Genomic DNA, 22,574 nt, shown 5'->3' on the forward strand with positions numbered 1-22,574 from the left:
ATTGGATTACTTGCTGGTATCAAGTTCCGGGAAGCTTTTCACCAAATCGTCAATCGCTTTCATCTGCACCAGGAATGGTTCCAGCTTGTCTAATGGCAGTGCTGATGGGCCGTCACATTTAGCGCTGTTTGGCTCTGGATGCGCTTCAATAAATAGCCCAGCCAAGCCAACAGCCATGCCAGCACGAGCCAGTTCAGCCACTTGCGCACGGCGACCACCTGATGCTGAGCCAAACGGGTCGCGGCACTGCAATGCATGAGTTACGTCGAAAATTACCGGATGACCGCCCGTCGCCTGTACCATAACATTGATACCTAACATATCAACGACCAGGTTGTCATAACCGAAGTTACTACCGCGATCACAAAGGATAACCTGATCATTACCGGCTTCTTTGAATTTCTCAACGATATTACCCATTTGACCTGGGCTAACAAACTGAGGCTTCTTCACGTTGATAACCGCACCGGTGCGCGCCATCGCTTCAACTAAATCGGTTTGACGCGCCAGGAATGCTGGCAATTGGATAACATCCACCACCTCTGCAACAGGCTTACACTGGCTTATTTCGTGCACATCGGTGATCACTTTCACGCCGAATTGCTGTTTCAGTTCCTGGAAAATTTTCATCCCTTCTTCCAGGCCTGGACCACGGTAAGAGTGAATTGAAGAACGGTTGGCTTTGTCGAACGAGGCTTTAAAGACGTAAGGAATACCCAGTTTCTGGGTGACAGTCACATAATGCTCGCAGATGCGCATCGCCAGATCGCGAGACTCAAGCACGTTCATGCCACCAAACAGCACGAAAGGCAGGTCGTTCGCAACCTTGATATCGCCAATGCTAACCACTTTCTGTTTCATACAAATACCTTTATAAAGGATAAATCGAGATTAATTACAGTGAGTTATTACTCAACAAGGTGATTACCATAAATATACCCAAATAATTCGAGTTGCAGGAAGGCGGCCAACGCACATGCAGCTTGAAGTATGACGGGTATCAGTGCAATGTCACTCGTTGTTGCTCAATGGAGTGGATCTGCATTTTTATCATTTCAGCGATGGGGTCTTCCGGGCACTGTTCGACAAAATAGCTTAAATCAGAAATAGCGATATGGTTGCAATCCAGTTGGGCATAAATCAGGCCACGATCACGGATTTCATACGGGTCATCGGGGTCAAAGGCCAACACCGCTTCACTGGCACGTAAGGCCAGTTCCATCTGCTTCTCTTCCATTAATGCGGCTTTTAAGGTATCGAGCATTTTGCGCACAATCAGCGTGTTTTCCGCTTCTTCCAAATCCTCATCTTCCAATTCGGCGCTCAAGCCCAGATTGCCCTTGATCCACACTTCCAGCATATGCTCATTCAGTGTTTCACCGTTCAACGGGTTAATCAGCCACATCTCTTCGTCTAGCCAATCCGCGCGAAGAATCAATTGAGTTGGAAAAATAACGGGCATCAATGGCAAGTCCAGTTGATGTGCGATATGTAAGAAAATCACCCCGAGTGATACCGGCGTCCCCTGCCGCTTATCCAGTACTTTATCCAGCCAGATAGCATCTGACAGGCGGTAAACACCGCCCGCACCACCAAACTTCCACTTACGGTAAAACAGATCAATAAGCACTTCTAATTGCTGATCCTGATTGAGACCGTCGGGCATTGCAGCCCTGGCATCATCAACGAGCTGTTGTAGTTGATTGCGTACATCAGCCAGTGGAAAATTCTGTCGAATCTCCTGGGTTACCAGTAACACCCCATCACACAGGGACGCGTTGTTAAATTCGAAATCAGCAATGCTACTCATAAATATCCCATCAGCAGTGGTAACTTAGTTGTTGCCAGTTTTATAATCAAATACAGGCAACCCAATGCGAGTATAAAGGCAAGCCAGCGACGATTCTGGCTGCGAGTTCGCTTACCTAGTGCAACATAGCCAAGCAGGATATAGATAATAACGCCAAACAACTTTTCAGTCAGCCAGGTTCCTTGCGGGCTGAAAGGATAAAATCCAGTAATAAAAATCAATACAATGCCGCTGACAAACAACAGCGTATCATTGATATGCGGCGTTATTTTTACCCAGCGTTTATCCATCATAGCTGAACCGCGACATTTCCAGAAGAAACGTAACACAAACAGCGTAATACTGATAACCACTGTGAGTAAATGCAAATACTTCATGGCGATGTAGTCAACCCACATGTCTCTCAGTCCTTAATTTATGCTGAACGGGAATTTTCTTGTTTGAGCGCCCATTGTCCCAACGTCACACGATCATTATTACCATAATCTTTATACGTCATTACAGCACTAAATCCGCTATTATTAAGTAGTTTTTGTACCGCCGTAGCTTGTTGCCAACCGTGCTCTAGCATCAACCAGCCTCCCACTTCTAAATAAGTCGGAGACTGGCGAATAATTTCAGCCAAATCCGCCATACCCTCAGCAGGTGCCACCAGAGCACTGTGCGGTTCATAGCGCACATCACCTTCAGTTAGATGAGGGTCATTGCCATCGATATAGGGAGGGTTGCTCACAATCAGCGTAAATCGCCCGCTCACCGAGTCAAACCAGCTACTTTGCAGGAAATCCACATTAGTTATCGCAAGTTTTTTGGCATTATGGCGGGCCAGAGCAACAGCATCAGCTTTAATATCAACCCCCATCACCGCGCAATCTGGCCGCTCGCTGGCTAATGCCAAAGCAATGGCACCAGTGCCAGTTCCCAAATCCAGAATACGGCATGGCGTGGCAGGCAAATGCGCCAAAGCTTGCTCAACTAAGCATTCGGTGTCCGGGCGAGGAATTAATGTGGCGGAGGAGACACTCAACGGCAGCGACCAAAACTCGCGTTCCCCCACCAGATAGGCAATCGGCTCACCTTGCTCACGCCGCGCGGCCAATGGCTCTAACACCGCCAACTGCTCGGCGGTAAGTTGAGTTTCACCAAAAGCCAATAAATAGGTGCGGGCGCGCCCTGTGACGAAACTCAGCAGAATTTCGGCGTCGCGCTTTGGGCTGTCACTTTGGTTAAAACGGGCTGCCGCCTGCGACAGCCACTGCTGATAATCCATTAATCTTGCTCGGACAACGCAGAAAGCTGATCAGCTTGATATTCCTGCACAATCGGCTGGATAAGCATATCCAGTTTACCTTCCATCACCTCATCCAGACGGTAAAGTGTCAGGTTGATGCGATGATCTGTCACACGCCCTTGCGGGAAGTTATAAGTCCGATTGCGGTCAGAACGGTCGCCAGAACCTAATAAGTTACGACGCTCAGAGGCCTCGGCTTGCTGCCGTTTTTGCATTTCTGCGGCACGAATACGCGCGCCCAGCACTGACATCGCCTTAGCTTTGTTCTTATGTTGCGAGCGCTCATCCTGACACTCCACCACAATTCCGGTGGGAATATGGGTAATACGAATGGCTGAATCCGTGGTGTTAACGTGCTGACCACCCGCGCCTGAAGAGCGGAAGGTGTCGATGCGCAAGTCACCCGCATTGATTTCCGGCATTTCAGCTTCGGGAATCGCCGGCATCACCGCAACAGTACAAGCGGAGGTGTGGATTCGACCTTGTGATTCGGTTTCTGGTACCCGCTGAACACGGTGACCACCCGACTCAAATTTTAACCGCCCAAAGACGCCATCACCAGACACTTTGGCAATCACTTCTTTATAACCGCCATGTTCACCTTCACTGGCGCTCATGATTTCCACTTTCCAGCGACGGGATTCAGCATAGCGGCTATACATGCGGAACATGTCACCGGCAAAAATAGCGGCCTCGTCACCACCGGTTCCGGCGCGGATTTCCAGGAAGCAATCACGCTCATCATCAGGGTCTTTGGGTAGCAACAGAACTTGCAGTTGTTGTTCCAGCTCTTCACTGCGAGCTTTAGCTTCTTTCAGTTCGTCTTGCGCCATTTCACGCATTTCGGGATCTTCGAGCATCATTTCTGCTGCTTCGATATCATCTTGTACACTGCGCCATTCTTTGAAGCAGCGAGTGACATCCGTCAATTGCGCATATTCACGTGATAACGCGCGGAAACGGTCTTGGTCGGCAATAACATTGGCATCGCCAAGGTGCGCTAACACTTCTTCGTGGCGCTCTTGTAACGCTTCCAATTTGGCAACAATAGAAGACTTCATCCGTGGTTTTAAACCCTGTAATTAGAGGAAACTAGTGCTGATCCAGCCCAAGGCTGTCGCGTAATAATTGCAACCGCTCCATATCGCCATCACTGGCAGCTTGCTGGAGGGATTTGGTGGGAGCATGAATCAGGCGGTTAGTTAGCTTATGGGCCAGTTCATTTACCACCTGTTCAACATTGGCACCCTGCTCAATGGCGGCTAACGCTTTTGCCGTCATTTCACTACGAACTTGTTCAGCCTGAGAGCGGTAATCACGAATGGTTTCCACCGCCCCCTGAGCGCGTAACCAGGTCATAAAATTCATGCTTTCTTGCTGTACTATCGACTCAGCCTGAACTGCGGCAGCCTGACGTTGCGCCATATTGTGCTGAATAATCGCCTGTAAATCATCAACGCTGTATAAATAGGCATTCGACAGTTTACCCACTTCCGGCTCAATATCACGCGGCACCGCGATATCAACAAACAACATAGGTTGATTGCGGCGGCTTTTCAGCGCGCGCTCCACCATCCCTTTACCAATAATGGGCAGCGGGCTGGCGGTCGAACTGATAATAATATCGGCATCGGCTAAACGCGCATCAATCTCTGGCAATGTAATCACCTCTGCTCCGACCTCTGTCGCCAGCGCTTGGGCGCGCTCGCGGGTCCGGTTAGCAATAATCATATGCTTGACTTGATGTTCTCTCAGATGACGAGCCACCAGCTCAATGGTTTCCCCCGCGCCAACCAACAATACATTCAGCTCTGACAGTGACTCAAAGATTTGCCGAGCCAATGTACAGGCGGCAAAGGCCACCGAAACAGCACTGGCACCAATTTCAGTTTCTGTGCGAACCCGTTTAGCGACCGAAAATGTTTTTTGGAATAATCGCTCCAATTCGCCAGAGAGCGATTGCTCGCGTTGCGACTCTGCAAAGGCTTTTTTCACCTGCCCCAGAATTTGGGGTTCGCCCAATACCAAAGAATCCAACCCACTGGCAACGCGCATCAAGTGACTGACCGCATCATTACCATGATGCCAATAAAGGCTTTTTTTGACTTCATCCGGACTGAGCTTATGGTAGTTACACAGCCAGGCGATAAGTTGTTCGTGCAGATTTTCTTGCTGTTCTACGCTGAGGTATAACTCAGTTCGGTTACACGTAGACAATACGACACCGCCCTGCACCAACGGTTGTTGGAGCAAGCTGGCAAGTGCCTGATCGATCGATTCAGGTGAAAATGTCACCCGTTCACGTAACGATACAGGAGCGGTTTTGTGGTTAATGCCTAATGCAAGCAGAGTCATGAGAACGGCTTCGAGTAATACTGGTGTTAGTATGGATTCTCGTTTGAACCGCATTCTACTTGATGCGCGGGATCAATAAAAGTCGCAGTGCATCATCCTAAGTATTATCCCAAATTATGCTCAATAATTGATTATATGATGTACAACATAGAACAAGATATTGACGCTCAGCCCTCAGGTCGTTAGCGTGAGCAACAATGATGTCCATTATTCAAACGCATCAACCGAATTTGCTTTATCATAATATTGCTTTATAAAACGTGCCGCCAGTGCGACCGATAGGATTTATACCCATATGCCTCAGCGCAAAATCAGTTTTTATCGCCTACTTCCGTTAGCTACGTTGCTATTAGCTGCCTGTAGCACCACGCCGCCATCTGGCCCTGCGACCAGCCCCACATCGCCACAATGGCGTCAGCATGAGCAACAATTACAGCAATTGAGCCAATTTCAAACCCGTGGTGCCTTTGCTTATATCTCAGAAAAACAAAAAGTTTATGCGCGTTTCTTCTGGCAACAAACGGCTCCTGGGCGCTACCGCCTGTTGCTGACCAATCCGTTGGGTAGCACTGAATTAGAGTTGGTCGTACAACCCGGAGTGACCCAATTGACTGACAATCAAGGCAAACGCTATGTCAGTGATGATCCGCAAGAAATGATTCAAAAATTAACCGGGATGTCGATTCCGTTGGAAAGTTTGCGTCAATGGATTCTGGGCTTGCCCGGTGATACCACTGATTTCACTCTCGACGACAAATACCGCCTGAAACAACTGACTTACCAACAAGATGGCGTTACGTGGGTGGTTGATTATCAGGAATACAATACGCAGGTCACACCGGCATTGCCTAGCCGCATGGAGCTCAGTCAGGGTGGTCAGCGCATCAAGTTGAAGATGGATAACTGGACGGTCAAATAGTATGGCGAATACCAATCAATACGTCTGGCCGTCACCCGCTAAATTGAATTTGTTTCTTTATATCACCGGGCAGCGCACTGATGGCTATCATCTATTACAAACACTGTTCCAGTTTCTCGATTATGGCGACGAACTGACGATTGTGCCCCGCGATGACGATCAGATTCGGCTATTAACCCCCATTGTCGGGGTGGAAAACGAACAAAATCTGATAATCCGCGCGGCACGATTGCTGCAACAGCACGCCAGCTCAGCAAAAGTACCTCGGGGGGCAGACATTAGCATCGATAAACGCTTGCCAATGGGGGGCGGTTTGGGGGGAGGTTCATCCAATGCGGCAACGGTGCTAGTCGCACTCAATACCCTGTGGCACTGTGGTCTGTCTGATGAAGAATTAGCCGCTCTTGGACTCACATTGGGGGCCGATGTGCCAGTATTTGTTCGCGGTCATGCGGCCTTTGCCGAGGGAATTGGTGAAAAGTTGCACCCCGCAGAGCCTGTAGAGAAGTGGTATTTAGTGGTTCACCCCGGTGTAAACATCCCAACACCGATTATTTTTTCCGATCCTGAATTAAAAAGAAATACGCCAATTCGCCCACTGGCGGCGCTTTTAAGCGCTCCGTACGCAAATGATTGCGAACCAATCGCAAGAAAACGTTTTCGCGAGGTTGAACAGGCACTTTCATGGCTGTTAGAATATGCCCCGTCACGCCTGACCGGAACCGGAGCTTGTGTCTTTGCAGAATTTGACACGGAGTCATCGGCCCGGCAGGTGTTAAGTATTGCCCCGGAGTGGTTGCACGGTTTTGTTGCCCGTGGAGTGAACCTTTCGCCACTGCATCGCGTACGCTCTGGGAAAATGGAAAGCAGTGAGCACAGATAAGAATGCATTACAAAGGTCTAGATCATGGCACCACTGACCTGAGTTTGCGAAAATACCTGTCTCATTTGATTGAAAGCCGGTTCATAATACTGTTTTGGCTTTAAATACCCGTATGTATATTGCAATCAGTATGAATAGTCGCCCGTGATTACTGATCTGACAATATCTTCTCTGGACGCATGCCTGAGGTTCTTCTCGTGCCTGATATGAAGCTTTTTGCTGGTAACGCCACCCCGGAACTAGCACAACGTATTGCCAACCGTTTGTACACCAGTCTTGGTGACGCCGCTGTAGGTCGTTTTAGCGACGGCGAAGTGAGCGTGCAAATCAACGAAAATGTACGCGGTGGTGATATTTTCATCATCCAGTCCACCTGCGCACCCACGAACGATAACCTGATGGAACTGGTTGTCATGGTTGATGCCCTGCGTCGCGCCTCCGCAGGACGAATTACTGCTGTTATTCCTTACTTCGGTTACGCCCGCCAGGATCGCCGTGTGCGCTCCGCTCGTGTGCCTATCACTGCCAAAGTTGTTGCCGATTTCCTCTCAAGTGTTGGGGTTGACCGCGTATTGACAGTGGATCTTCATGCTGAACAGATCCAAGGCTTCTTTGATGTTCCGGTTGATAACGTATTTGGTAGCCCAATCCTGCTGGAAGACATGTTGCAGCAGAATCTGGAAAACCCAATCGTCGTCTCTCCAGACATTGGCGGCGTTGTTCGCGCCAGAGCCATCGCAAAACTGCTGAACGATACTGATATGGCGATTATCGACAAACGCCGCCCACGCGCTAACGTTTCTCAGGTGATGCATATCATCGGTGACGTTGCTGGCCGTGACTGCGTATTGGTTGACGATATGATCGATACCGGTGGCACTTTGTGTAAAGCGGCTGAAGCCTTGAAAGAACGTGGTGCGAAGCGTGTGTTTGCCTACGCGACTCACCCGATCTTCTCTGGTAATGCGGTTGAAAACATCAAGCATTCCGTGATTGACGAAGTGATTGTTTGTGACACTATTCCGTTGTCAGCTGAAATCAAAGCATTGAAAAATGTACGTACTCTGACACTGTCCGGCATGTTGGCTGAAGCCATCCGCCGCATCAGTAATGAAGAGTCAATCTCTGCGATGTTTGAGCATTAATCAACATTCAGTTGTGGATATCCCTGCGGTGTTATTTAGCCGCAGTGAGCTGTTCAGATAAAGAAAAACCCGTTGAAGCAGCCGCTCAACGGGTTTTCTACTCTTGGTCTATAGGTTCTTGATCTGTGGATTCTTCGGCCGTCATTTACTCCTCCTGGACATCAGCTCGATTTAAAGCTGTGCTAACAGGTTATATGTTATACACCTCGTGCAACACTCAGATGTTATGAGTGGCGCTGGTTGCGATTGCAACGTTTATCAAAGTGCTTAACCCACCAATAACGGTCTGCAACTTCTTCACGCCCACCAATTCGAGCGCCGACCAGCCATAGCAGTGCACCAACAAAAATACTCATCACAGCACCGTGGGCAAAGAATTGTGGTAAACCAAACTGTGTAACTTCGGCCAAAATTGAGTAACCTACCCCAACGACCATTGTCACCAATCCCAGTCCCATTAGCACATTACCGAGTCTTGCTGCGCTTTTACGTTTCATAAGCCACCTCCACTTGGGTTGCTAATAAATAATCACTCAGTTGAGCATCCAAAACTGCTTGCTTAATGCGATTATTCATGTCCACTTAATAACTAAGTATAGTCAGACTGGTAGTGAAGGTATTGCGTTGGCGATCACAACTGGCGAATATAATCCTACAAATCTTTACACTTTCCAGCCATTTGGCACTAAAGTTGAATTGTTACACAAATGAACTATTCACCGTTCAAACTATTAACTCTCAACAAACTCACACTCGCAGTTTTGTCATTACGCGCCATGACAGGTAAACTGTCATACTTTAATTCCTTTAGTAATAGCGAATGACGACGTGAGTAGCATTAAATTAATCGTTGGGCTGGCAAATCCGGGCGCAGAATATGCCCAAACCCGCCATAATGCGGGAGCCTGGTATGTGGACTTATTGGCGCAGCGCCATAACCAACAACTGAAAGAAGAGAGCAAATTCTTCGGTTATACCGCACGGTTAAATCTGGCAGGCCAAGATGTGCGCTTGCTGGTACCGTCTACTTTTATGAATTTAAGTGGCAAGGCTGTTGCGGCGATGGCAGGGTTTTACCGCATCTTACCGGAAGAGATTCTAGTCGCACACGATGAGTTGGATATTCCACCGGGTGTGGCGAAATTGAAGCTAGGTGGCGGCAATGGTGGTCATAATGGTCTGAAAGATATTCAGAGCAAGCTCGGTAATAACCCGAATTTCTATCGTTTACGCATTGGTATCGGCCATCCTGGCGATAAAAGTAAAGTCACCGGTTTTGTTCTGGGTAAACCCCCCGCCAGTGAACAAACCTTAATTGACGACGCCATTGATGAGTCTATTCGCTGTACTGAAGTGTTGCTGAAAGAAGATATCACCAAGGCTATGAATCGCCTGCATTCTTTCAAAGCGACCGTGTAGTAGCTGTTTGCCTAATTCCCCGGAAACCGCCATGCACCGGGGAATTAACCTCTCACTTTATTGATTTTTATTGCACAGCGCATTGATCCCCTGCTGGCCTTCACCAGTCAGGACAACACCGCCAATAATCACTCTAACCCGCCCTAGAAAATGATTACTTTTGGCGTCATATTCATCCGCAATATCTTGCAGTTCATCAGTGCAAAAAAGCGTCTCCCAATCGGCAGCTTTTTTCTTATTATCTGATAAATCGTGGCTACGCTCGAACTTGTCATTGATGGCGGTGAATTTCAATTGAACACCGTCAAAATCCTCATAAAGTGTTTTTTTCTGGTAACCCACATACCTCACGCTTTTGCCTGATCGGTTTTCTATTTGTAGACCATATTGATCAACCAACTCGGCAAAACTTGGCCCAACAGGTTCAGAATCTGCCGTCAGAAAGCGCATTCCCAAGACCCCCACCACTCCCCCAAACAAAATCACTATCAGCCATTTATAGATATTCATTTCCATGGGAATAATCCAAATTCAGTATGCTGACCCTAATGTTTAGTTATCGGACATTAAGCAAAAAACTTCAGGTAGTGGAAGCGTGATCCAGAGCACAGAGTTAGAAAAATCAATTACCTATCGGATATTGCGGTAAAAGCAATTCATACAATGAAACAGCATGTTCGAGATAAATCGTCAGAATGTGTATAATGGCGGCATAAATTTTGATTGCATCGGCCCGTTAACCCTAACGAGTTGATTTTTAAGTTATTTAAGGTGATATAAACATGGGATTCAAATGCGGTATTGTGGGCCTGCCTAACGTTGGTAAATCCACCCTGTTCAACGCGTTGACACAAGCGGGTATTGAAGCTGCTAACTTCCCGTTCTGTACCATTGAACCCAATACGGGTGTGGTGCCAATGCCGGACCCGCGTCTGGACCAACTGGCCGAGATTGTAAAACCTCAGCGCATTTTGCCAACCACTATGGAATTTGTGGATATCGCAGGCCTGGTAAAAGGGGCATCCAAAGGTGAAGGGCTGGGTAACCAATTCCTGACCAATATTCGTGAAACTGAAGCAATTGGCCATGTCGTGCGTTGTTTTGAAAATGACAACATCATCCATGTTGCTGGTAAAGTTGATCCCGCTGATGATATTGACACTATCAATACTGAATTGGCTCTTTCCGATCTGGAAACTTGCGAACGTGCTATCCATCGCGTGCAGAAGAAAGCTAAAGGCGGCGATAAAGAAGCTAAAGCTGAACTGGAAGCTCTGGAAAAATGCCTGCCGCATTTAGAGAATGCTGGCATGCTGCGTGCGTTGAATCTGACAGCAGAAGATAAAGCGGCTATCCGTTACTTGAGCTTCCTGACGCTGAAACCAACCATGTATATTGCTAACGTCAATGAAGATGGTTTTGAGAATAACCCATATCTGGATCAAGTGCGCGCCATTGCTGCCGCTGAAGGTTCCGTCGTGGTTGCCGTATGTGCAGCAGTTGAATCAGACATTGCTGAGCTGGAAGATGCAGACCGTGCTGAATTTATGGCCGAGTTGGGTATTGAAGAACCAGGTTTGAACCGTGTGATCCGTGCCGGTTATGAATTGTTGAATCTGCAAACTTACTTCACCGCCGGTGTTAAAGAAGTCCGTGCCTGGACCATCCCTGTGGGTGCAACAGCGCCACAAGCTGCCGGTAAAATTCACACCGACTTTGAAAAAGGCTTTATCCGCGCCCAAACTATCGCTTTTGACGACTTTATTACCTACAAAGGTGAACAAGGCGCAAAAGAAGCCGGTAAGATGCGTTCAGAAGGTAAAGATTACATCGTAAAAGATGGCGATGTGATGAACTTCTTGTTCAACGTCTAAATAAAATTTGTTGTCTTATGAGGTTTCGCCAAATCTCATAAGAATCGCAAAAACTATAAAATCCACGCAATTGCGTGGATTTAGACTACAGACAACCCCTCATGACTCGATCTTGCAAGGGGAGAACAGGTAGAAGAGTAAAGCGTCCGCGCCAGGGACGGCGCGGCTCGAGCCTACAAGGATGTATTTACGGCGTCTTTACGATCTGCCTGTTTTCACCGTTACGGGCACTTTGTCATTAATCTCAAGCGCGGCTTAATGCCACTCTTTAATTTAAGTGCAGAATACGTTTTCACTCGGTTACTGCGGAATAGGTGTCACCAACGGCTCGCCAGAAAAATAGGCGTTAACATTTTCCAGCACCAGGCGCGACATCTCTTTGCGCGTTGCCCAGGTAGCACTCGCCATATGCGGTGTGACGACCACATTTGCCCGGTGTAACAACGCTTGCGGGACTTGCGGTTCGTCGGTGAAAACGTCCAGACCAGCCCCCCCGAGTGTTCCCTCTTCGATGGCTTCAATCAGCGCCCGTTCATCAACTACCGATCCACGGGAAATATTGATCAGAATGCCTTCTGCGCCGAGGGCATTCAACACATCGCGGTTAACGAGACTGCGGGTTTCTGCGCCACCATTTGTACAGACCACCAGAAAATCACTCGCCTCCGCCAGCGATAATAATGTTGCATGGAAGGTGTAATCCATGTTGGCAAGTGCCGCTCGATCCGTATAGGCGATCGACATATCAAATGCGGCAGCGCGTTTGGCGATAGTACGCCCAATACGCCCCATGCCAATAATGCCTAACCGCGCCCCTGAAACTTTACGGGTCCACGGGTAACCGCCCTTCTGCCATGCACCCTGCTCGATAAAGCGTTGTGCTGCGGGGATCTGGCGTGATGTTGCCAGCATCAACCCCATGGCCAGGTCGGCAACATCATCCGTCAATACGCCGGGGGTATGGGTCACGGCAATCTCACGCTCTCTTGCTGCGGCAACATCAATACCGTCATAGCCCACACCAAAGTCGCTGATGAGTTCAAGATTAGGTAACCGTCCCATAAATTCGCGACTGACCACAGCTTCGCCGTTGGTGAGTACTACACGAAACTCGGCAGCCAAACGCTCAAACTCCCCGGCGGCCATGTCGTTGTATTCATATACGTCGTATAGCGCGTTCAGTTGTGCATTCAACTGATCGGGTAGCGATGCCTGTTTTAATACTTTATGTTTAACCGCGATATTATTCATAACGAGACCTTAATGTTGCGAAAGCGATGAGGCTGACGATTTTGTCGCCATTATTTTGGATGGGCGGCCGACATAGATACCGACGATACCGCCGATAACCAGTGCCGTAGCAATGATCAATAAGCCATAATGGAAACTGCCGGTGACATCCTTTATTCTGCCCAGTAATGGCGGCAATCCCAGGCCGGCAAAGTTGGCAATGGCATTAATGAAGGCGATAGACGCCGCCGCAGCGACACCCGCTAATTTTTCGGTCGTTACCGCCCAGAATATTGGGGTCAACGCGAAGTTAAAACCAACGGTTAATACCAGCATAATATAGGCAATAAAGAGATTACTGGTGTATATCGACGCGGCCAACAGTAAGCCGGAAATAATCAACGGCACACCCAGATGCAGCGAGCGCTCTTTGGTCAGATCCGAATGACGTCCATTTATGTACATAAAGAGAGCTGCAAAGGCAAAAGGAATAGCCGACAAAACGCTAATAACGAAATTGCTCTGTTCGGTAGCGACACTTTTAATAATTAATGGCAGGAAGAGCGTAATACCAATTGAGCAAAATGCTTGCAAGAACCACACCAGACTCAATAGCAATACCACTTTATTCCTGAGCGCACTGGTCCATGAATGCTGTTTCCCAACGACTGCGGCACCATTATCTTGTTGTAACGTGGTGTTCAGCCATTTTTTCTCGTCCGCACTCAGCCAGGTGGCATGGTTTGGCGTATCCGGCAGACGTAACAGTACCAGGCAGCCGAGAATGATGGCTGGGATACCTTCCATCGCAAACAGCCAACGCCAGCCCGCGATATCAGCAATACCGTGCATATTGAGAATACTGCCGGAAATCGGTAATCCAATCACTGACGCCAGCACCGATCCCATATAGAAGAATGACATAGCACGGGCACGGTTACTCTTGGGAAACCAGCAGGAGATATAGTAGATAATCCCCGGTGTAAACCCGGCTTCGGCCATGCCCAACAAAAAGCGCATCACATACAGTTGTGTCGGCGTTTGAACCAATGACATCCCGGCGCTAACAATCCCCCAGGTAATCATGATGCGCGCAATCCAGATACGTGCACCAACCCGAGTCATAATGACGTTACTGGGTATTTCAAAAATGATGTAGGAGATATAAAACATACCTACACCCAGGCCATACATACTGGCAGACAGGCCCAAATCGGCATTCATTTGTAGTGCCGCAACGGATATATTAGTTTTATCCAGATTGGCAACAAAATAGCAAATAATAATAAACGGTATTATTTTTGCGTTTAATTTCTTTAGTGTTGTAGAGCACAGATCGATGTTCATTAATATCACCTTAATGAGTGTACCCCTGGTGTCAGGGCATAAGATGGCCATTCCACGTAATGTGGATTCAAAACAAATATGTATATATCGATATTTTTATTAATTACTTTATTGATATAGTTTTACTGTATATCCCTGTTATTTAAAATATATAGGATAGGTTACCATTCGGCTACGGCACCATCTTCATAACGCCAAATTGGGTTGCGCCAATCAGGTGCATTTTTACTGCGCTCAATCACCAGCTCTTCATTAATTTCAACGCCCAGCCCGGGTTTATTTAGCGGATAGAAATAACCATCGGTCATGGTAAAGTCGTCTTTATTAATGACATAATCCAATAATTCGGCCCCCTTATTATAATGGATACCCATACTCTGCTCTTGGAATACCGCATTACGCGCCACAAAATCCAGATGTAGACAAGAAGCCAGTGCGATCGGCCCTAATGGGCAATGCGGTGCCAGCGAAATATCGTAAGACTCTGCCATTGCCGCAATTTTGAAGCATTCCGTGATCCCACCCGCGTGCGACAAATCCGGCTGGATAATGGCTAAACCACCGTCGGCTAATACGCGTTTGAAGTCAAAGCGCGAAAACATGCGTTCACCGGCAGCAATGGGAATATGCGTTTGTGCGGCCAGACGAGGATAATATTCGGCCTGTTCGGCCAGTACTGGTTCTTCAATAAATAGCGGGCGGTAAGGTTCGAGTTCTTTGATCAGGATCTTCGCCATAGGTGCATTGACGCGGCCATGGAAGTCGAGCCCAAACTCAATACTGTTACCGAATGCTTCACGTATTTGCGCCACAACAGCAACGGCATCGTCAACTTTACGTGAGTTATCTATCAAGCCCATCTCTTCGCAACCATTGAGTTTAAAGGTATCAAAACCAATGCCTTTCAGCTTGTTAATACCTTCAATCACATCCGCTGGGCGGTCGCCGCCAACCCAACTGTAGGCTTTAATCTTATCGCGAACCAGACCACCGAGCAGTTGATAAACAGGAACGCCCAGAGCTTTGCCCTTAATGTCCCACAGTGCCTGATCGATGCCGGAAATCGCGCTCATCAGAATCGGGCCACCGCGATAAAATCCACCGCGATAGAGCGTCTGCCAAATGTCATTGATTCGCGCCGGATCCTGCCCGATCACATATTCAGACAGCTCATGCACAGCGGCCTCAACACTGCGGGCACGGCCTTCAACAACCGGCTCACCCCAACCGACAATACCTTCATCCGTTTCTATTTTCAGGAACATCCAGCGCGGCGGCAACCGGTATGTGGTTAGTTTAGTCACTTTCATCGGGTCGATTCCTTATAGGCTTTAACAAAGGCGTTGGCTTGCTGTATCGTACGTTCAACCGACTGCCCGGCGCGGTAGAGATCGCTTCCCAAGCCTGCACCGATACAACCGGCATTAAGATAGAGATGTAAATTTTCAGGGGTGATCCCCCCCACCGCAAAGACCGGAATTTCTGGCGGTAACACCGCTTTCAACGCTTTGATGTAATCCGGCCCAAATGAGTTGGAAGGAAAAATTTTCAGCGCCTGAGCGCCCGCATCCAGCGCATTGAAGGCTTCCGTCGCGGTCGCGCAGCCAGGGCAAACGGTCATACCATACCCCACCGCTCGGCGAATCACTTCCGGCTGAATATTGGGGGTGACCACCAGACGGCTGCCCATCGCATGCAGCTCATCAACTTGCGCAGGTTGCAAAACCGTACCGGCACCAATCAGCGCGCGATGTCCAAACTCTTTCACTGTTTCACTGATGCTGAGCTGCCAGTCAGGAGAGTTGAGTGGGATCTCCACTGCATCAAAACCTGCCTCCAACAATGCGGCTACATGCGCCTGAACATCTTGTGGCGTTATGCCGCGCAAAATAGCGATCAACGGAAGATCAGTAGTCCAACTCATTGATAATACTCCTCATACCCGTCTGGAAAGCACGGTTGCCTTCCAGCGTTTGCCAGGTCAGTCCGGCAAACTTCAATGCTTGCTGATAACGCACGGTCAATTTCGGACTACCAATTAAGGTTATTGGCTTATCGCCAGTGGCGCAGTACTGCCGCTGCATTTGTGCCACTTCATTACCGATCAACAATCCTGATAGCCATTCACTGACGGCGCTTTTATCTAATTGCCCCAATACATGCGCCGCACGGGTTTCAAAAAGACTGCGAATAATGTTGGTTTCGTTAAAACCACTCTCCAGCCCTTGCTGGAATACCGCCGGATTTGCCTGTTGCTCAGTCAGCCCGATGCCAATAAGTGAATGGTGCATCAGCAAATGGTGAAGTTCGCCCGTCATGACGGTGCGGAAATCAACAATCTCGCTGCCATCCATCTGTACCCATTTACTGTGCGTTCCCGGCATCAAATACAGTGCAGCTGGACATTCTGTATAGGCACCGATTAACTGTGTTTCTTCACCGCGAATGACATTGCAATTGCCTTCGTTGACCACACTCAGACCGGGAATAATCCACGCGTTGAACGGTGTGGCCTGCTCAACCCGCGTTAACTGTTTGGATAAATCAGTCAACTGCGTCGGGCAAGGCAGATACGGCACCGTCATCCATCCTGCGTTGCTGCCAACCATCCCTGCCATCAGAACCGGTACCTGATGAGCTTGCCATGGCAAAAGTGTGTCGCGGAAAACCTGTTCGGGTGTACGTCCATTGAGCCGGGTAACACCCGCTTCTGACTCCAGGTAATCGGTACATTCACCGTTCAGGTAGAGCCAGGCGCGCAAGTTGGTCGAGCCCCAGTCAATGGCGATATAACTTTCTCTCATGTAATATCCTTCAGCCTTTTGGTCGAACTGGCGATCATTGTCAATGCCGCCTGTTCTGCTGCATCTGCGTTCTGATGCCGTATCGCATCGTACAAATCCTGATGCTCCTGCAAGGTGCGCGGCATGTTGGCTTTATCGGCCATATAGGTCCGTTCAAATACGGCACGCTGCAAGGAACTTATCGCCACACTTAGTTGTTGCAGCACCGGGTTATGCACCGACGCCAGTACTGCTTCGTGAAAACGGATGTCAGCCTCATTGAACGCATCACGATTTTGGTGATAGGCGATCATGTCGTTAAGTGCTTTTTCAATAACCGCCAATTCGCTGGAGGTCGCCCTTTCCGCAGCCCAACGGGCAACGACCGGTTCAACCAGATTACGCACCTCGCTCATCGCCGAGATCAGCCGGGGATCGTAATCATTCGCCAATGACCACTGCAAAACATCCGTATCCAGATAATTCCACTGATTGCGTAAAGCCACAAAGGCACCGCGATAACGTTTTATCTCCACCAACCGCTTCGACATCAACGAACGCAGCACTTCACGAATGATGTTCCGTGACGTCTGGAACTCTTCGCACAGCTCGGTTTCAGCTGGCAGTGCAGACCCTGGAGCATATTTACCACTAACGATTTGCTGCCCTATCTCGAGAATAATGCGATCAGTTTTGCTCAACTCTTGGCTACTCATAAGTGCTCCACGAAAGACAAAAAGGAAAAGTTGCCAAGTATTTTAACTGTATCGAGCCTTTGCGTCGCAAGATCACCGCACAATTCACAACTATTGTTCTTAACCTTCGACTGGATTGTAGTACCAAATACAATACGTGTACTGCAATGCGGATCACAAAACGGTCAATACCTTGCCGTTTTGCTGAAAAGTTGGGATTTGCGCGAAGAACGTTTAAAGGTTTTGGCACACCTTGATGAGCCAAAAAAGAAATTCATCGAAGTGATATAAGTGGGGGCTAAGGGGGCAAAGCCATGCGTAGGGAGGCTTTGCATCTCTTGAGAGTTAACTGAAAATCCACGCAGTTGCGTGGATTTTTTCACAGTATTTTAACTTATCTCATAAAAGCGCAGCAGAAATATTTAGCTATCTGTCGTCTCAACGCAATGCTTGAAGAATATCGTATGCTGCTTGTACGCGGACTGGATTAGGGTAATTCTTGTTCGCTAACATCACTATGCCAACCTTCTCCTCTGGGATGAATGCAATATAAGCACCAAAGCCATTGGTCGCACCGGTCTTATGAACCCAGGATGCTCGCACGGCAGGTTGTGCGGGTACCAATACCTCAACCTTACGTGGTTTTAGCGCAATATCATTGCCACTATCAGCAACCACCTTCTGCGGATTGATGGGCCAGTTATACATTTCCCATCCCAGGCCCTGGAACATCTCTCCCGCCTGAAAATAACGTGATTGAGATGCGATGATCGCTTGTTTTAGCTTATCGTTACCGGCAGGTAAGCTTTCTGGCTCCATATGGACCTGCATAAATCTCACCATATCTTGTGCGGTGGATTTCACGCCATAGGCTTCCTCACCCAGCATGCCCAAGGTAACGCGCACTGGCTGACCATCTTTATATCCCCACGCATAATTTGACTGCATGGATTCGGGGACAGTGATAAAGGTATGATCCAGTTTTAAAGGTTGGAACACATGCTCCTTCATATAGTTTTCAAATGTTAACTGACTTCTTTTCACCGCCAGCGCACCGAATAGCCCAATGCTGGCATTAGAATAATTGCGCATCACCCCAGGTGCCCACTCTGGCTGCCATTGTTGATAATATTGCCACAATGATTTTTGGTCGGTCACCGAATCGGGGAGTTGCAGAGGAAGTCCACCCGCAGTGTACGTCGCCAGATGCAACATTTTCACCTCTTTCCACTGGCTGCCCGTTAGCTCCGGAGCATATTCCGTCACGGGATCATTAAGGTTCATAATACCGGTTTGCATGGCATATTCTCCGGCGACGCCGGTAAAGGTCTTACTCACTGAACCGAGTTCAAACAGGGTATTTTCGGTTACCGGACGACCTGTTTTGATATCCGCCATACCATAGTTAAAGAATTGCGGCTTTCCGTCATAAAATACTGCGACGGCCATACCGGGAATACCCTGTTTTTCGAGCAACGGCGTAAGGGTGTTATTGACGATAGCCGCAACCTGCTGCTGCGTAAGTTTGGTTTGTGCCAAACTATAAAGTGGGAAAGTTGTGATAGCGGTAAAGATCAAGGTATTGATTATAGACTTTTTCATCATTAGTAAATCTTCCATAGGCTGATAAATGGCATGCAGTGTGGCTCCTTTTGCGTGAAGGATTCTGCAATGATTGACTATGGATAACAATCGATTATATTTAGCACTTGATAATAGAAAATCTAACAAGTAAATCTATGGTTCGCAGCTATATTCCGCTAAATTCACTTCGCGCCTTCGAGGCTGCGGCCAGACAGTTAAGTTTTACTAAGGCTGCTATCGAATTAAATGTTACCCATGCAGCAATAAGTCAGCAGGTCAAAGCGCTGGAACAACGCCTCAACTGTCGCCTCTTTATTCGTATTTCACGCGGATTAGTGCTCACAACCGAAGGGGAAAATCTGCTCCCCATCCTGAACGATTCTTTTGATCGTATCGCCGATACGCTAGACCGTTTCTCCGCTGGAAGAATGCGTGAAAAAGTCAGGGTGGGTGTTGTTGGGACCTTTGCAACCGGCTATTTATTGTCACGACTGAGGGGTTTTCAACAACATTTCCCACATGTGGATATTTTACTCTCAACACATAATAATCGTGTCGATGTTGTGGCTGAAGGGCTGGATTATGCCATCCGTTACGGCAATGGAGCCTGGCATGGTACGGAGTCCCAATTGTTATGTGATGCTCCACTTGCCCCGTTGTGCGCCCCTTCATTAGCAAAAGATTTACGCCACCCTACTGATCTTCAAAGGTTTATGCTGCTCCGCTCCTATCGTCGCGATGAGTGGTCGGCTTGGTTTACTGCTGCGGGAGGATCTGTACCTTCACCTTCCCAGCAAATAATGATGTTCGACTCGTCAGTCAGTATGCTGGAAGCGGCGCAGGCGGAAATAGGTATCGCACTGGCTCCACCCGCCATGTTTATGCACCTGCTACGTAGTGAACGCATAATCCAACCTTTTAGCACAACAGTCAGTCTCGGGGGATATTGGTTAACTCGCCTACAGTCTCGTACTGAGACACCGGCTATGCGGGATTTTGCTCTGTGGTTATTGTCTGAAATGAAGTCTGAGGGAGAATAGAGCGGTATCAACGGCTAATAACACTGTTTGAACGACAAAAATCCGCGAAGTGTCTATCAAAAAACAGTGGCCTATTGGGAAATACCAAAGGCCACCAGCAAGTAAATTAATCGGTAATGCTTTGCTTTTTCTCTCGAATGTCTTGTTCAATTCCATCACGAACATCTTGCGGAATTTTCAGTGCGTCGCCCAGCGCGGCAAGATAACTACGTTCCATAAAATGGTCCACATCAATGACGGCGCAACTCAGGAAGTATAGCTCCAACGCTTCCTCTTCATTTTGAATATCACGCGCCAGTAATTGAGGGTCCAATGGCTGATCAATTGCCTGTTGCACCAGACGTTCACCCTGCTCACTGATACCCGCCTCGCGCATATTCTGCTCAATGATACTGCGCTCTTTCGCATCAATATGCCCATCACTTTTGGCCGCAAACACCAGTGCCATGACCAACCGCTGCACACGCTGATCTATCGGGGCGACTTGCTGACCATACTGTGGTTCATCCTGATGATTCTGACGAATTCTGTCTTTATATTTATTCCATAACACGGTTCCCAGTACCGCGCCGCCGCCGGCTAATAACGCACTGCTACCATATTTGCTCAGTAGTTTACGTGAGGATTTACTGCCAACAAGTAAGCCAGCAAGCCCACCCAATGCGCCAGGCACTAACATATTACTCAGGCCAGAAGCCCCATCACCGTTCTTCTTCGTTGTCTGCCCGAGCATTGACTGTAATTGTTGCATCAAGTTATTCATAATCTTCACCAATAAAGTGGAGTAAACAACCTGAGAATAAAGCAACAAATGTCAAGATGTGTATGAGGGTGTAAAAAAGCCTATCTACCTATATTGAAACTGCCTCTCCAACGTGAAAAAGACAAATAAAACACTTAAAGCCCATGCCATAGTGATGACTTTTCTGTCTAATAAACAACATTAAAATGAAGAAAGAGATAACGCTATTTCTGACATCCAGTGACTTGCGGGTAGTTACGATACACCAACATGAGTTTTCTTTTGGGCTCAAAACCGTTATCCAGCATGCATCGCTGTATATCAGCCGCCTTTCTAATTGCGGATCAGCCAATAAACTCATCCCTGAAACTGAAATCTCGCTATAAATCTTGTGCTGTTAAATGTTACCCGACCATTGTCGGGTAACGCCGTTTATCCGCGCTTCCAATATCCGAATCTTAAACGATAACCTTGTTCTGGCTTTTGACGCTTATTGTTACAATGTTATGATAAGTGGCTGAGGCAATTGAAATCACGATGACAAGGGAAACGTTTTGAACACGAAAAGCAGAATGCGGTTGTGGCCACGGTTGGCGTTATATGCAATGGCTATCTTGCTATTGGCTGGGTGCTCAAACAATGCAAATCGTGATTATGCCAAGCTGCCGAAGGGCAGTTACAACGACAAATCCTATACCGTCAAAAAGGGTGATACTCTCTATTTTATCGCTTGGATCAGTGACAGTGAAGTCAGTGACCTTGCCCGTATCAACAAGCTAAAACCCCCTTATCGACTGGAAGTTGGGCAGAAGTTGCGACTTGATAGTTCGAGCTCAACGGGGCGTCTAACGTCAACTAAACGCAAATCATCAAGTACGACGCTGGCTAAATCGACGCCACCGCCTGGTGCAAGTCGTTGCTGGCGTTGGCCCACCAGCGGCCAAGTTATCTCTAAATATTCCGCTGCCGATGGTGGCAACAAAGGGATTGATATTGCAGGTAAACGCGGGCAGCCAGTCTATGCATCAGCCAAAGGGAAAGTGGTGTATGTCGGCAATCAACTACGCGGCTATGGCAACCTCATCATGATTAAGCACGGCGAGGATTTCATTACCGCTTACGCCCATAACGACACCATGCTGGTGAATAATGGTCAGGATGTTAAGGCTGGGCAGAAAATAGCCACCATGGGAAGCACAGGAACAGATACCCTAATGTTGCATTTTCAGATTCGCTACCGGGCAACAGCGCTAGACCCACTGCGCTATCTGCCTGCACAAGGAACGTCACCGAAGTGCTAGCTAATTTAAGGTTTATGCTATCGCAGATAGATAAAAGGCTCCTGTTCAGGAGCCTCGACTGCTGACGAACTCTCACGACTCGATCTTGCAGGGTGGGACAGGTAGAAGAGTAAAGCGTCTGCGCCACGGATGGCGCGGCTCGAGCCTACAAGGATG

Annotated in this window: 23 protein-coding genes and 1 pseudogene; 8 read left to right on the plus strand and 16 right to left on the minus strand. The window is 48.1% G+C overall.

The genetic code is table 11. The annotated features are described in order from the left end of the window. Nucleotides 1-6: 6 nt before the first annotated feature. The 6 genes from kdsA to hemA all read right to left on the minus strand — a co-directional run bounded on the left by kdsA (nt 7) and on the right by hemA (nt 5,456). On the minus strand, nt 7-861 hold the full coding sequence (kdsA, locus tag HU019_RS08750) for a 3-deoxy-8-phosphooctulonate synthase (RefSeq protein ID WP_174849366.1): 855 nt from the start codon (nt 859-861) through the stop codon (nt 7-9). A gap of 139 nt (nt 862-1,000) precedes the next feature. After that, nucleotides 1,001-1,810, minus strand: a complete 810-nt coding sequence (gene sirB1 / locus HU019_RS08755; RefSeq protein WP_011816540.1) for an invasion regulator SirB1 — start codon at nt 1,808-1,810, stop codon at nt 1,001-1,003. Then, complete coding sequence (locus tag HU019_RS08760; protein ID WP_005169111.1) at nt 1,807-2,208, minus strand: SirB2 family protein; 402 nt, start codon at nt 2,206-2,208, stop codon at nt 1,807-1,809. The genes sirB1 and HU019_RS08760 overlap by 4 nt, the downstream gene beginning before the upstream one ends. Before the next feature lie 17 nt (nt 2,209-2,225). Then, a complete protein-coding gene (gene prmC, locus HU019_RS08765; protein WP_174849365.1) occupies nt 2,226-3,080 on the minus strand; it encodes a peptide chain release factor N(5)-glutamine methyltransferase in 855 nt (284 codons plus the stop codon). Further along, the gene (prfA, locus tag HU019_RS08770) at nt 3,080-4,162 is read right to left on the minus strand and encodes a peptide chain release factor 1 (protein WP_050075452.1); all 1,083 of its coding nucleotides are present in this window, start codon (nt 4,160-4,162) and stop codon (nt 3,080-3,082) included. The genes prmC and prfA overlap by 1 nt, the downstream gene beginning before the upstream one ends. Nucleotides 4,163-4,193: 31 nt before the next feature. Further along, nucleotides 4,194-5,456: a glutamyl-tRNA reductase gene (gene hemA / locus HU019_RS08775; protein WP_005169107.1), complete on the minus strand. Its 1,263-nt coding sequence runs from the start codon at nt 5,454-5,456 to the stop codon at nt 4,194-4,196. A gap of 295 nt (nt 5,457-5,751) precedes the next feature. On the opposite strand from hemA, the gene lolB reads away from it, so the two are divergent. The 3 genes from lolB (at nt 5,752) to prs (ending at nt 8,403) form a co-directional block, all read left to right on the plus strand. Next, nucleotides 5,752-6,375 carry a lipoprotein insertase outer membrane protein LolB gene (gene lolB / locus HU019_RS08780; protein ID WP_174849364.1) on the plus strand — a complete coding sequence of 208 codons (624 nt, stop codon included), beginning with the start codon at nt 5,752-5,754 and terminating at the stop codon, nt 6,373-6,375. Nucleotide 6,376: 1 nt separating this feature from the next. Beyond that, nucleotides 6,377-7,258 (plus strand): 4-(cytidine 5'-diphospho)-2-C-methyl-D-erythritol kinase, encoded by an 882-nt coding sequence (gene ispE / locus HU019_RS08785; protein WP_174849363.1) that lies wholly within the window; start codon nt 6,377-6,379, stop codon nt 7,256-7,258. Between the two features lie 197 nt (nt 7,259-7,455). Further along, nucleotides 7,456-8,403 (plus strand): ribose-phosphate diphosphokinase, encoded by a 948-nt coding sequence (prs, locus tag HU019_RS08790; RefSeq protein WP_004390739.1) that lies wholly within the window; start codon nt 7,456-7,458, stop codon nt 8,401-8,403. 224 nt (nt 8,404-8,627) lie between these two features. Here the strand turns inward: prs and ychH are convergent, their stop codons facing one another. Then, nucleotides 8,628-8,900 carry a stress-induced protein YchH gene (ychH, locus tag HU019_RS08795; protein ID WP_005161340.1) on the minus strand — a complete coding sequence of 91 codons (273 nt, stop codon included), beginning with the start codon at nt 8,898-8,900 and terminating at the stop codon, nt 8,628-8,630. Nucleotides 8,901-9,231: 331 nt separating this feature from the next. Between ychH and pth the strand changes: the two genes are divergently transcribed. Next, complete coding sequence (gene pth / locus HU019_RS08800; RefSeq protein ID WP_174849362.1) at nt 9,232-9,822, plus strand: aminoacyl-tRNA hydrolase; 591 nt, start codon at nt 9,232-9,234, stop codon at nt 9,820-9,822. Between the two features lie 57 nt (nt 9,823-9,879). Here the strand turns inward: pth and HU019_RS08805 are convergent, their stop codons facing one another. Continuing rightward, complete coding sequence (locus HU019_RS08805) at nt 9,880-10,338, minus strand: hypothetical protein (protein ID WP_174849361.1); 459 nt, start codon at nt 10,336-10,338, stop codon at nt 9,880-9,882. Nucleotides 10,339-10,604: 266 nt separating this feature from the next. Here HU019_RS08805 and ychF point away from each other — a divergent pair, with 266 nt between their 5' ends. Both ychF and HU019_RS20255 read left to right on the plus strand, forming a co-directional pair. Next, a complete protein-coding gene (gene ychF / locus HU019_RS08810; RefSeq protein WP_174849360.1) occupies nt 10,605-11,696 on the plus strand; it encodes a redox-regulated ATPase YchF in 1,092 nt (363 codons plus the stop codon). A 180-nt stretch (nt 11,697-11,876) separates the two neighbouring features. Next, nucleotides 11,877-11,952 (plus strand): annotated as a pseudogene (locus tag HU019_RS20255) (gluconate 5-dehydrogenase); the annotation flags it as partial. A 44-nt stretch (nt 11,953-11,996) separates the two neighbouring features. Here HU019_RS20255 and HU019_RS08815 read toward each other — a convergent pair. From HU019_RS08815 to ampC, 7 genes are all read right to left on the minus strand, one after another. Beyond that, a complete protein-coding gene (locus HU019_RS08815; RefSeq protein ID WP_174849359.1) occupies nt 11,997-12,947 on the minus strand; it encodes a 2-hydroxyacid dehydrogenase in 951 nt (316 codons plus the stop codon). A 9-nt stretch (nt 12,948-12,956) separates the two neighbouring features. Beyond that, nucleotides 12,957-14,273, minus strand: a complete 1,317-nt coding sequence (locus tag HU019_RS08820; RefSeq protein WP_174849358.1) for an MFS transporter — start codon at nt 14,271-14,273, stop codon at nt 12,957-12,959. A 161-nt stretch (nt 14,274-14,434) separates the two neighbouring features. Then, on the minus strand, nt 14,435-15,583 hold the full coding sequence (gene dgoD, locus HU019_RS08825) for a galactonate dehydratase (RefSeq protein ID WP_174849357.1): 1,149 nt from the start codon (nt 15,581-15,583) through the stop codon (nt 14,435-14,437). Beyond that, on the minus strand, nt 15,580-16,197 hold the full coding sequence (locus HU019_RS08830) for a 2-dehydro-3-deoxy-6-phosphogalactonate aldolase (RefSeq protein WP_174849356.1): 618 nt from the start codon (nt 16,195-16,197) through the stop codon (nt 15,580-15,582). Before HU019_RS08830 ends, dgoD begins: the two co-directional genes overlap by 4 nt. Beyond that, on the minus strand, nt 16,181-17,077 hold the full coding sequence (locus HU019_RS08835; RefSeq protein WP_174849355.1) for a 2-dehydro-3-deoxygalactonokinase: 897 nt from the start codon (nt 17,075-17,077) through the stop codon (nt 16,181-16,183). Before HU019_RS08835 ends, HU019_RS08830 begins: the two co-directional genes overlap by 17 nt. Beyond that, a complete protein-coding gene (gene dgoR / locus HU019_RS08840) occupies nt 17,074-17,772 on the minus strand; it encodes a D-galactonate utilization transcriptional regulator DgoR (protein WP_019079666.1) in 699 nt (232 codons plus the stop codon). Before dgoR ends, HU019_RS08835 begins: the two co-directional genes overlap by 4 nt. 417 nt (nt 17,773-18,189) lie before the next feature. After that, nucleotides 18,190-19,356 (minus strand): class C beta-lactamase, encoded by a 1,167-nt coding sequence (gene ampC / locus HU019_RS08845; RefSeq protein WP_174849354.1) that lies wholly within the window; start codon nt 19,354-19,356, stop codon nt 18,190-18,192. 134 nt (nt 19,357-19,490) lie between these two features. Between ampC and ampR the strand changes: the two genes are divergently transcribed. Then, complete coding sequence (gene ampR, locus HU019_RS08850; protein ID WP_174849353.1) at nt 19,491-20,375, plus strand: LysR family transcriptional regulator AmpR; 885 nt, start codon at nt 19,491-19,493, stop codon at nt 20,373-20,375. Between the two features lie 106 nt (nt 20,376-20,481). On the opposite strand, the gene HU019_RS08855 is transcribed toward ampR, so the two are convergent. Continuing rightward, nucleotides 20,482-21,138 carry a tellurite resistance TerB family protein gene (locus HU019_RS08855; RefSeq protein ID WP_005161358.1) on the minus strand — a complete coding sequence of 219 codons (657 nt, stop codon included), beginning with the start codon at nt 21,136-21,138 and terminating at the stop codon, nt 20,482-20,484. 551 nt (nt 21,139-21,689) lie between these two features. Here HU019_RS08855 and actS point away from each other — a divergent pair. Beyond that, entirely contained in the window at nt 21,690-22,418 is a 729-nt protein-coding gene (actS, locus tag HU019_RS08860; RefSeq protein ID WP_174849403.1) for an amidase activator ActS, read from the plus strand. The last annotated feature ends 156 nt before the right edge of the window (nt 22,419-22,574 follow it).

It is taken from the genome of Yersinia artesiana (assembly GCF_902726545.1).
Lineage (GTDB): Bacteria > Pseudomonadota > Gammaproteobacteria > Enterobacterales > Enterobacteriaceae > Yersinia > Yersinia artesiana.

Excerpts from the sequence above, each read along its gene's own strand:
- HU019_RS08815 (WP_174849359.1), bottom strand. The coding sequence starts at position 12,947 with ATGAATAATATCGCGGTTAAACATAAAGTATTAAAACAGGCATCGCTA.
- prfA (WP_050075452.1), bottom strand. The coding sequence starts at position 4,162 with ATGAAGTCTTCTATTGTTGCCAAATTGGAAGCGTTACAAGAGCGCCAC.
- kdsA (WP_174849366.1), bottom strand. The coding sequence starts at position 861 with ATGAAACAGAAAGTGGTTAGCATTGGCGATATCAAGGTTGCGAACGAC.
- prmC (WP_174849365.1), bottom strand. The coding sequence starts at position 3,080 with ATGGATTATCAGCAGTGGCTGTCGCAGGCGGCAGCCCGTTTTAACCAA.
- hemA (WP_005169107.1), bottom strand. The coding sequence starts at position 5,456 with ATGACTCTGCTTGCATTAGGCATTAACCACAAAACCGCTCCTGTATCG.
- ampC (WP_174849354.1), bottom strand. The coding sequence starts at position 19,356 with ATGATGAAAAAGTCTATAATCAATACCTTGATCTTTACCGCTATCACA.
- HU019_RS08760 (WP_005169111.1), bottom strand. The coding sequence starts at position 2,208 with ATGTGGGTTGACTACATCGCCATGAAGTATTTGCATTTACTCACAGTG.
- lolB (WP_174849364.1), top strand. The coding sequence starts at position 5,752 with ATGCCTCAGCGCAAAATCAGTTTTTATCGCCTACTTCCGTTAGCTACG.
- ispE (WP_174849363.1), top strand. The coding sequence starts at position 6,377 with ATGGCGAATACCAATCAATACGTCTGGCCGTCACCCGCTAAATTGAAT.
- actS (WP_174849403.1), top strand. The coding sequence starts at position 21,690 with ATGCGGTTGTGGCCACGGTTGGCGTTATATGCAATGGCTATCTTGCTA.
- HU019_RS08820 (WP_174849358.1), bottom strand. The coding sequence starts at position 14,273 with ATGAACATCGATCTGTGCTCTACAACACTAAAGAAATTAAACGCAAAA.
- HU019_RS08830 (WP_174849356.1), bottom strand. The coding sequence starts at position 16,197 with ATGAGTTGGACTACTGATCTTCCGTTGATCGCTATTTTGCGCGGCATA.
- dgoD (WP_174849357.1), bottom strand. The coding sequence starts at position 15,583 with ATGAAAGTGACTAAACTAACCACATACCGGTTGCCGCCGCGCTGGATG.
- ychH (WP_005161340.1), bottom strand. The coding sequence starts at position 8,900 with ATGAAACGTAAAAGCGCAGCAAGACTCGGTAATGTGCTAATGGGACTG.
- HU019_RS08855 (WP_005161358.1), bottom strand. The coding sequence starts at position 21,138 with ATGAATAACTTGATGCAACAATTACAGTCAATGCTCGGGCAGACAACG.
- HU019_RS08835 (WP_174849355.1), bottom strand. The coding sequence starts at position 17,077 with ATGAGAGAAAGTTATATCGCCATTGACTGGGGCTCGACCAACTTGCGC.
- ampR (WP_174849353.1), top strand. The coding sequence starts at position 19,491 with ATGGTTCGCAGCTATATTCCGCTAAATTCACTTCGCGCCTTCGAGGCT.
- HU019_RS08805 (WP_174849361.1), bottom strand. The coding sequence starts at position 10,338 with ATGGAAATGAATATCTATAAATGGCTGATAGTGATTTTGTTTGGGGGA.
- dgoR (WP_019079666.1), bottom strand. The coding sequence starts at position 17,772 with ATGAGTAGCCAAGAGTTGAGCAAAACTGATCGCATTATTCTCGAGATA.
- ychF (WP_174849360.1), top strand. The coding sequence starts at position 10,605 with ATGGGATTCAAATGCGGTATTGTGGGCCTGCCTAACGTTGGTAAATCC.
- sirB1 (WP_011816540.1), bottom strand. The coding sequence starts at position 1,810 with ATGAGTAGCATTGCTGATTTCGAATTTAACAACGCGTCCCTGTGTGAT.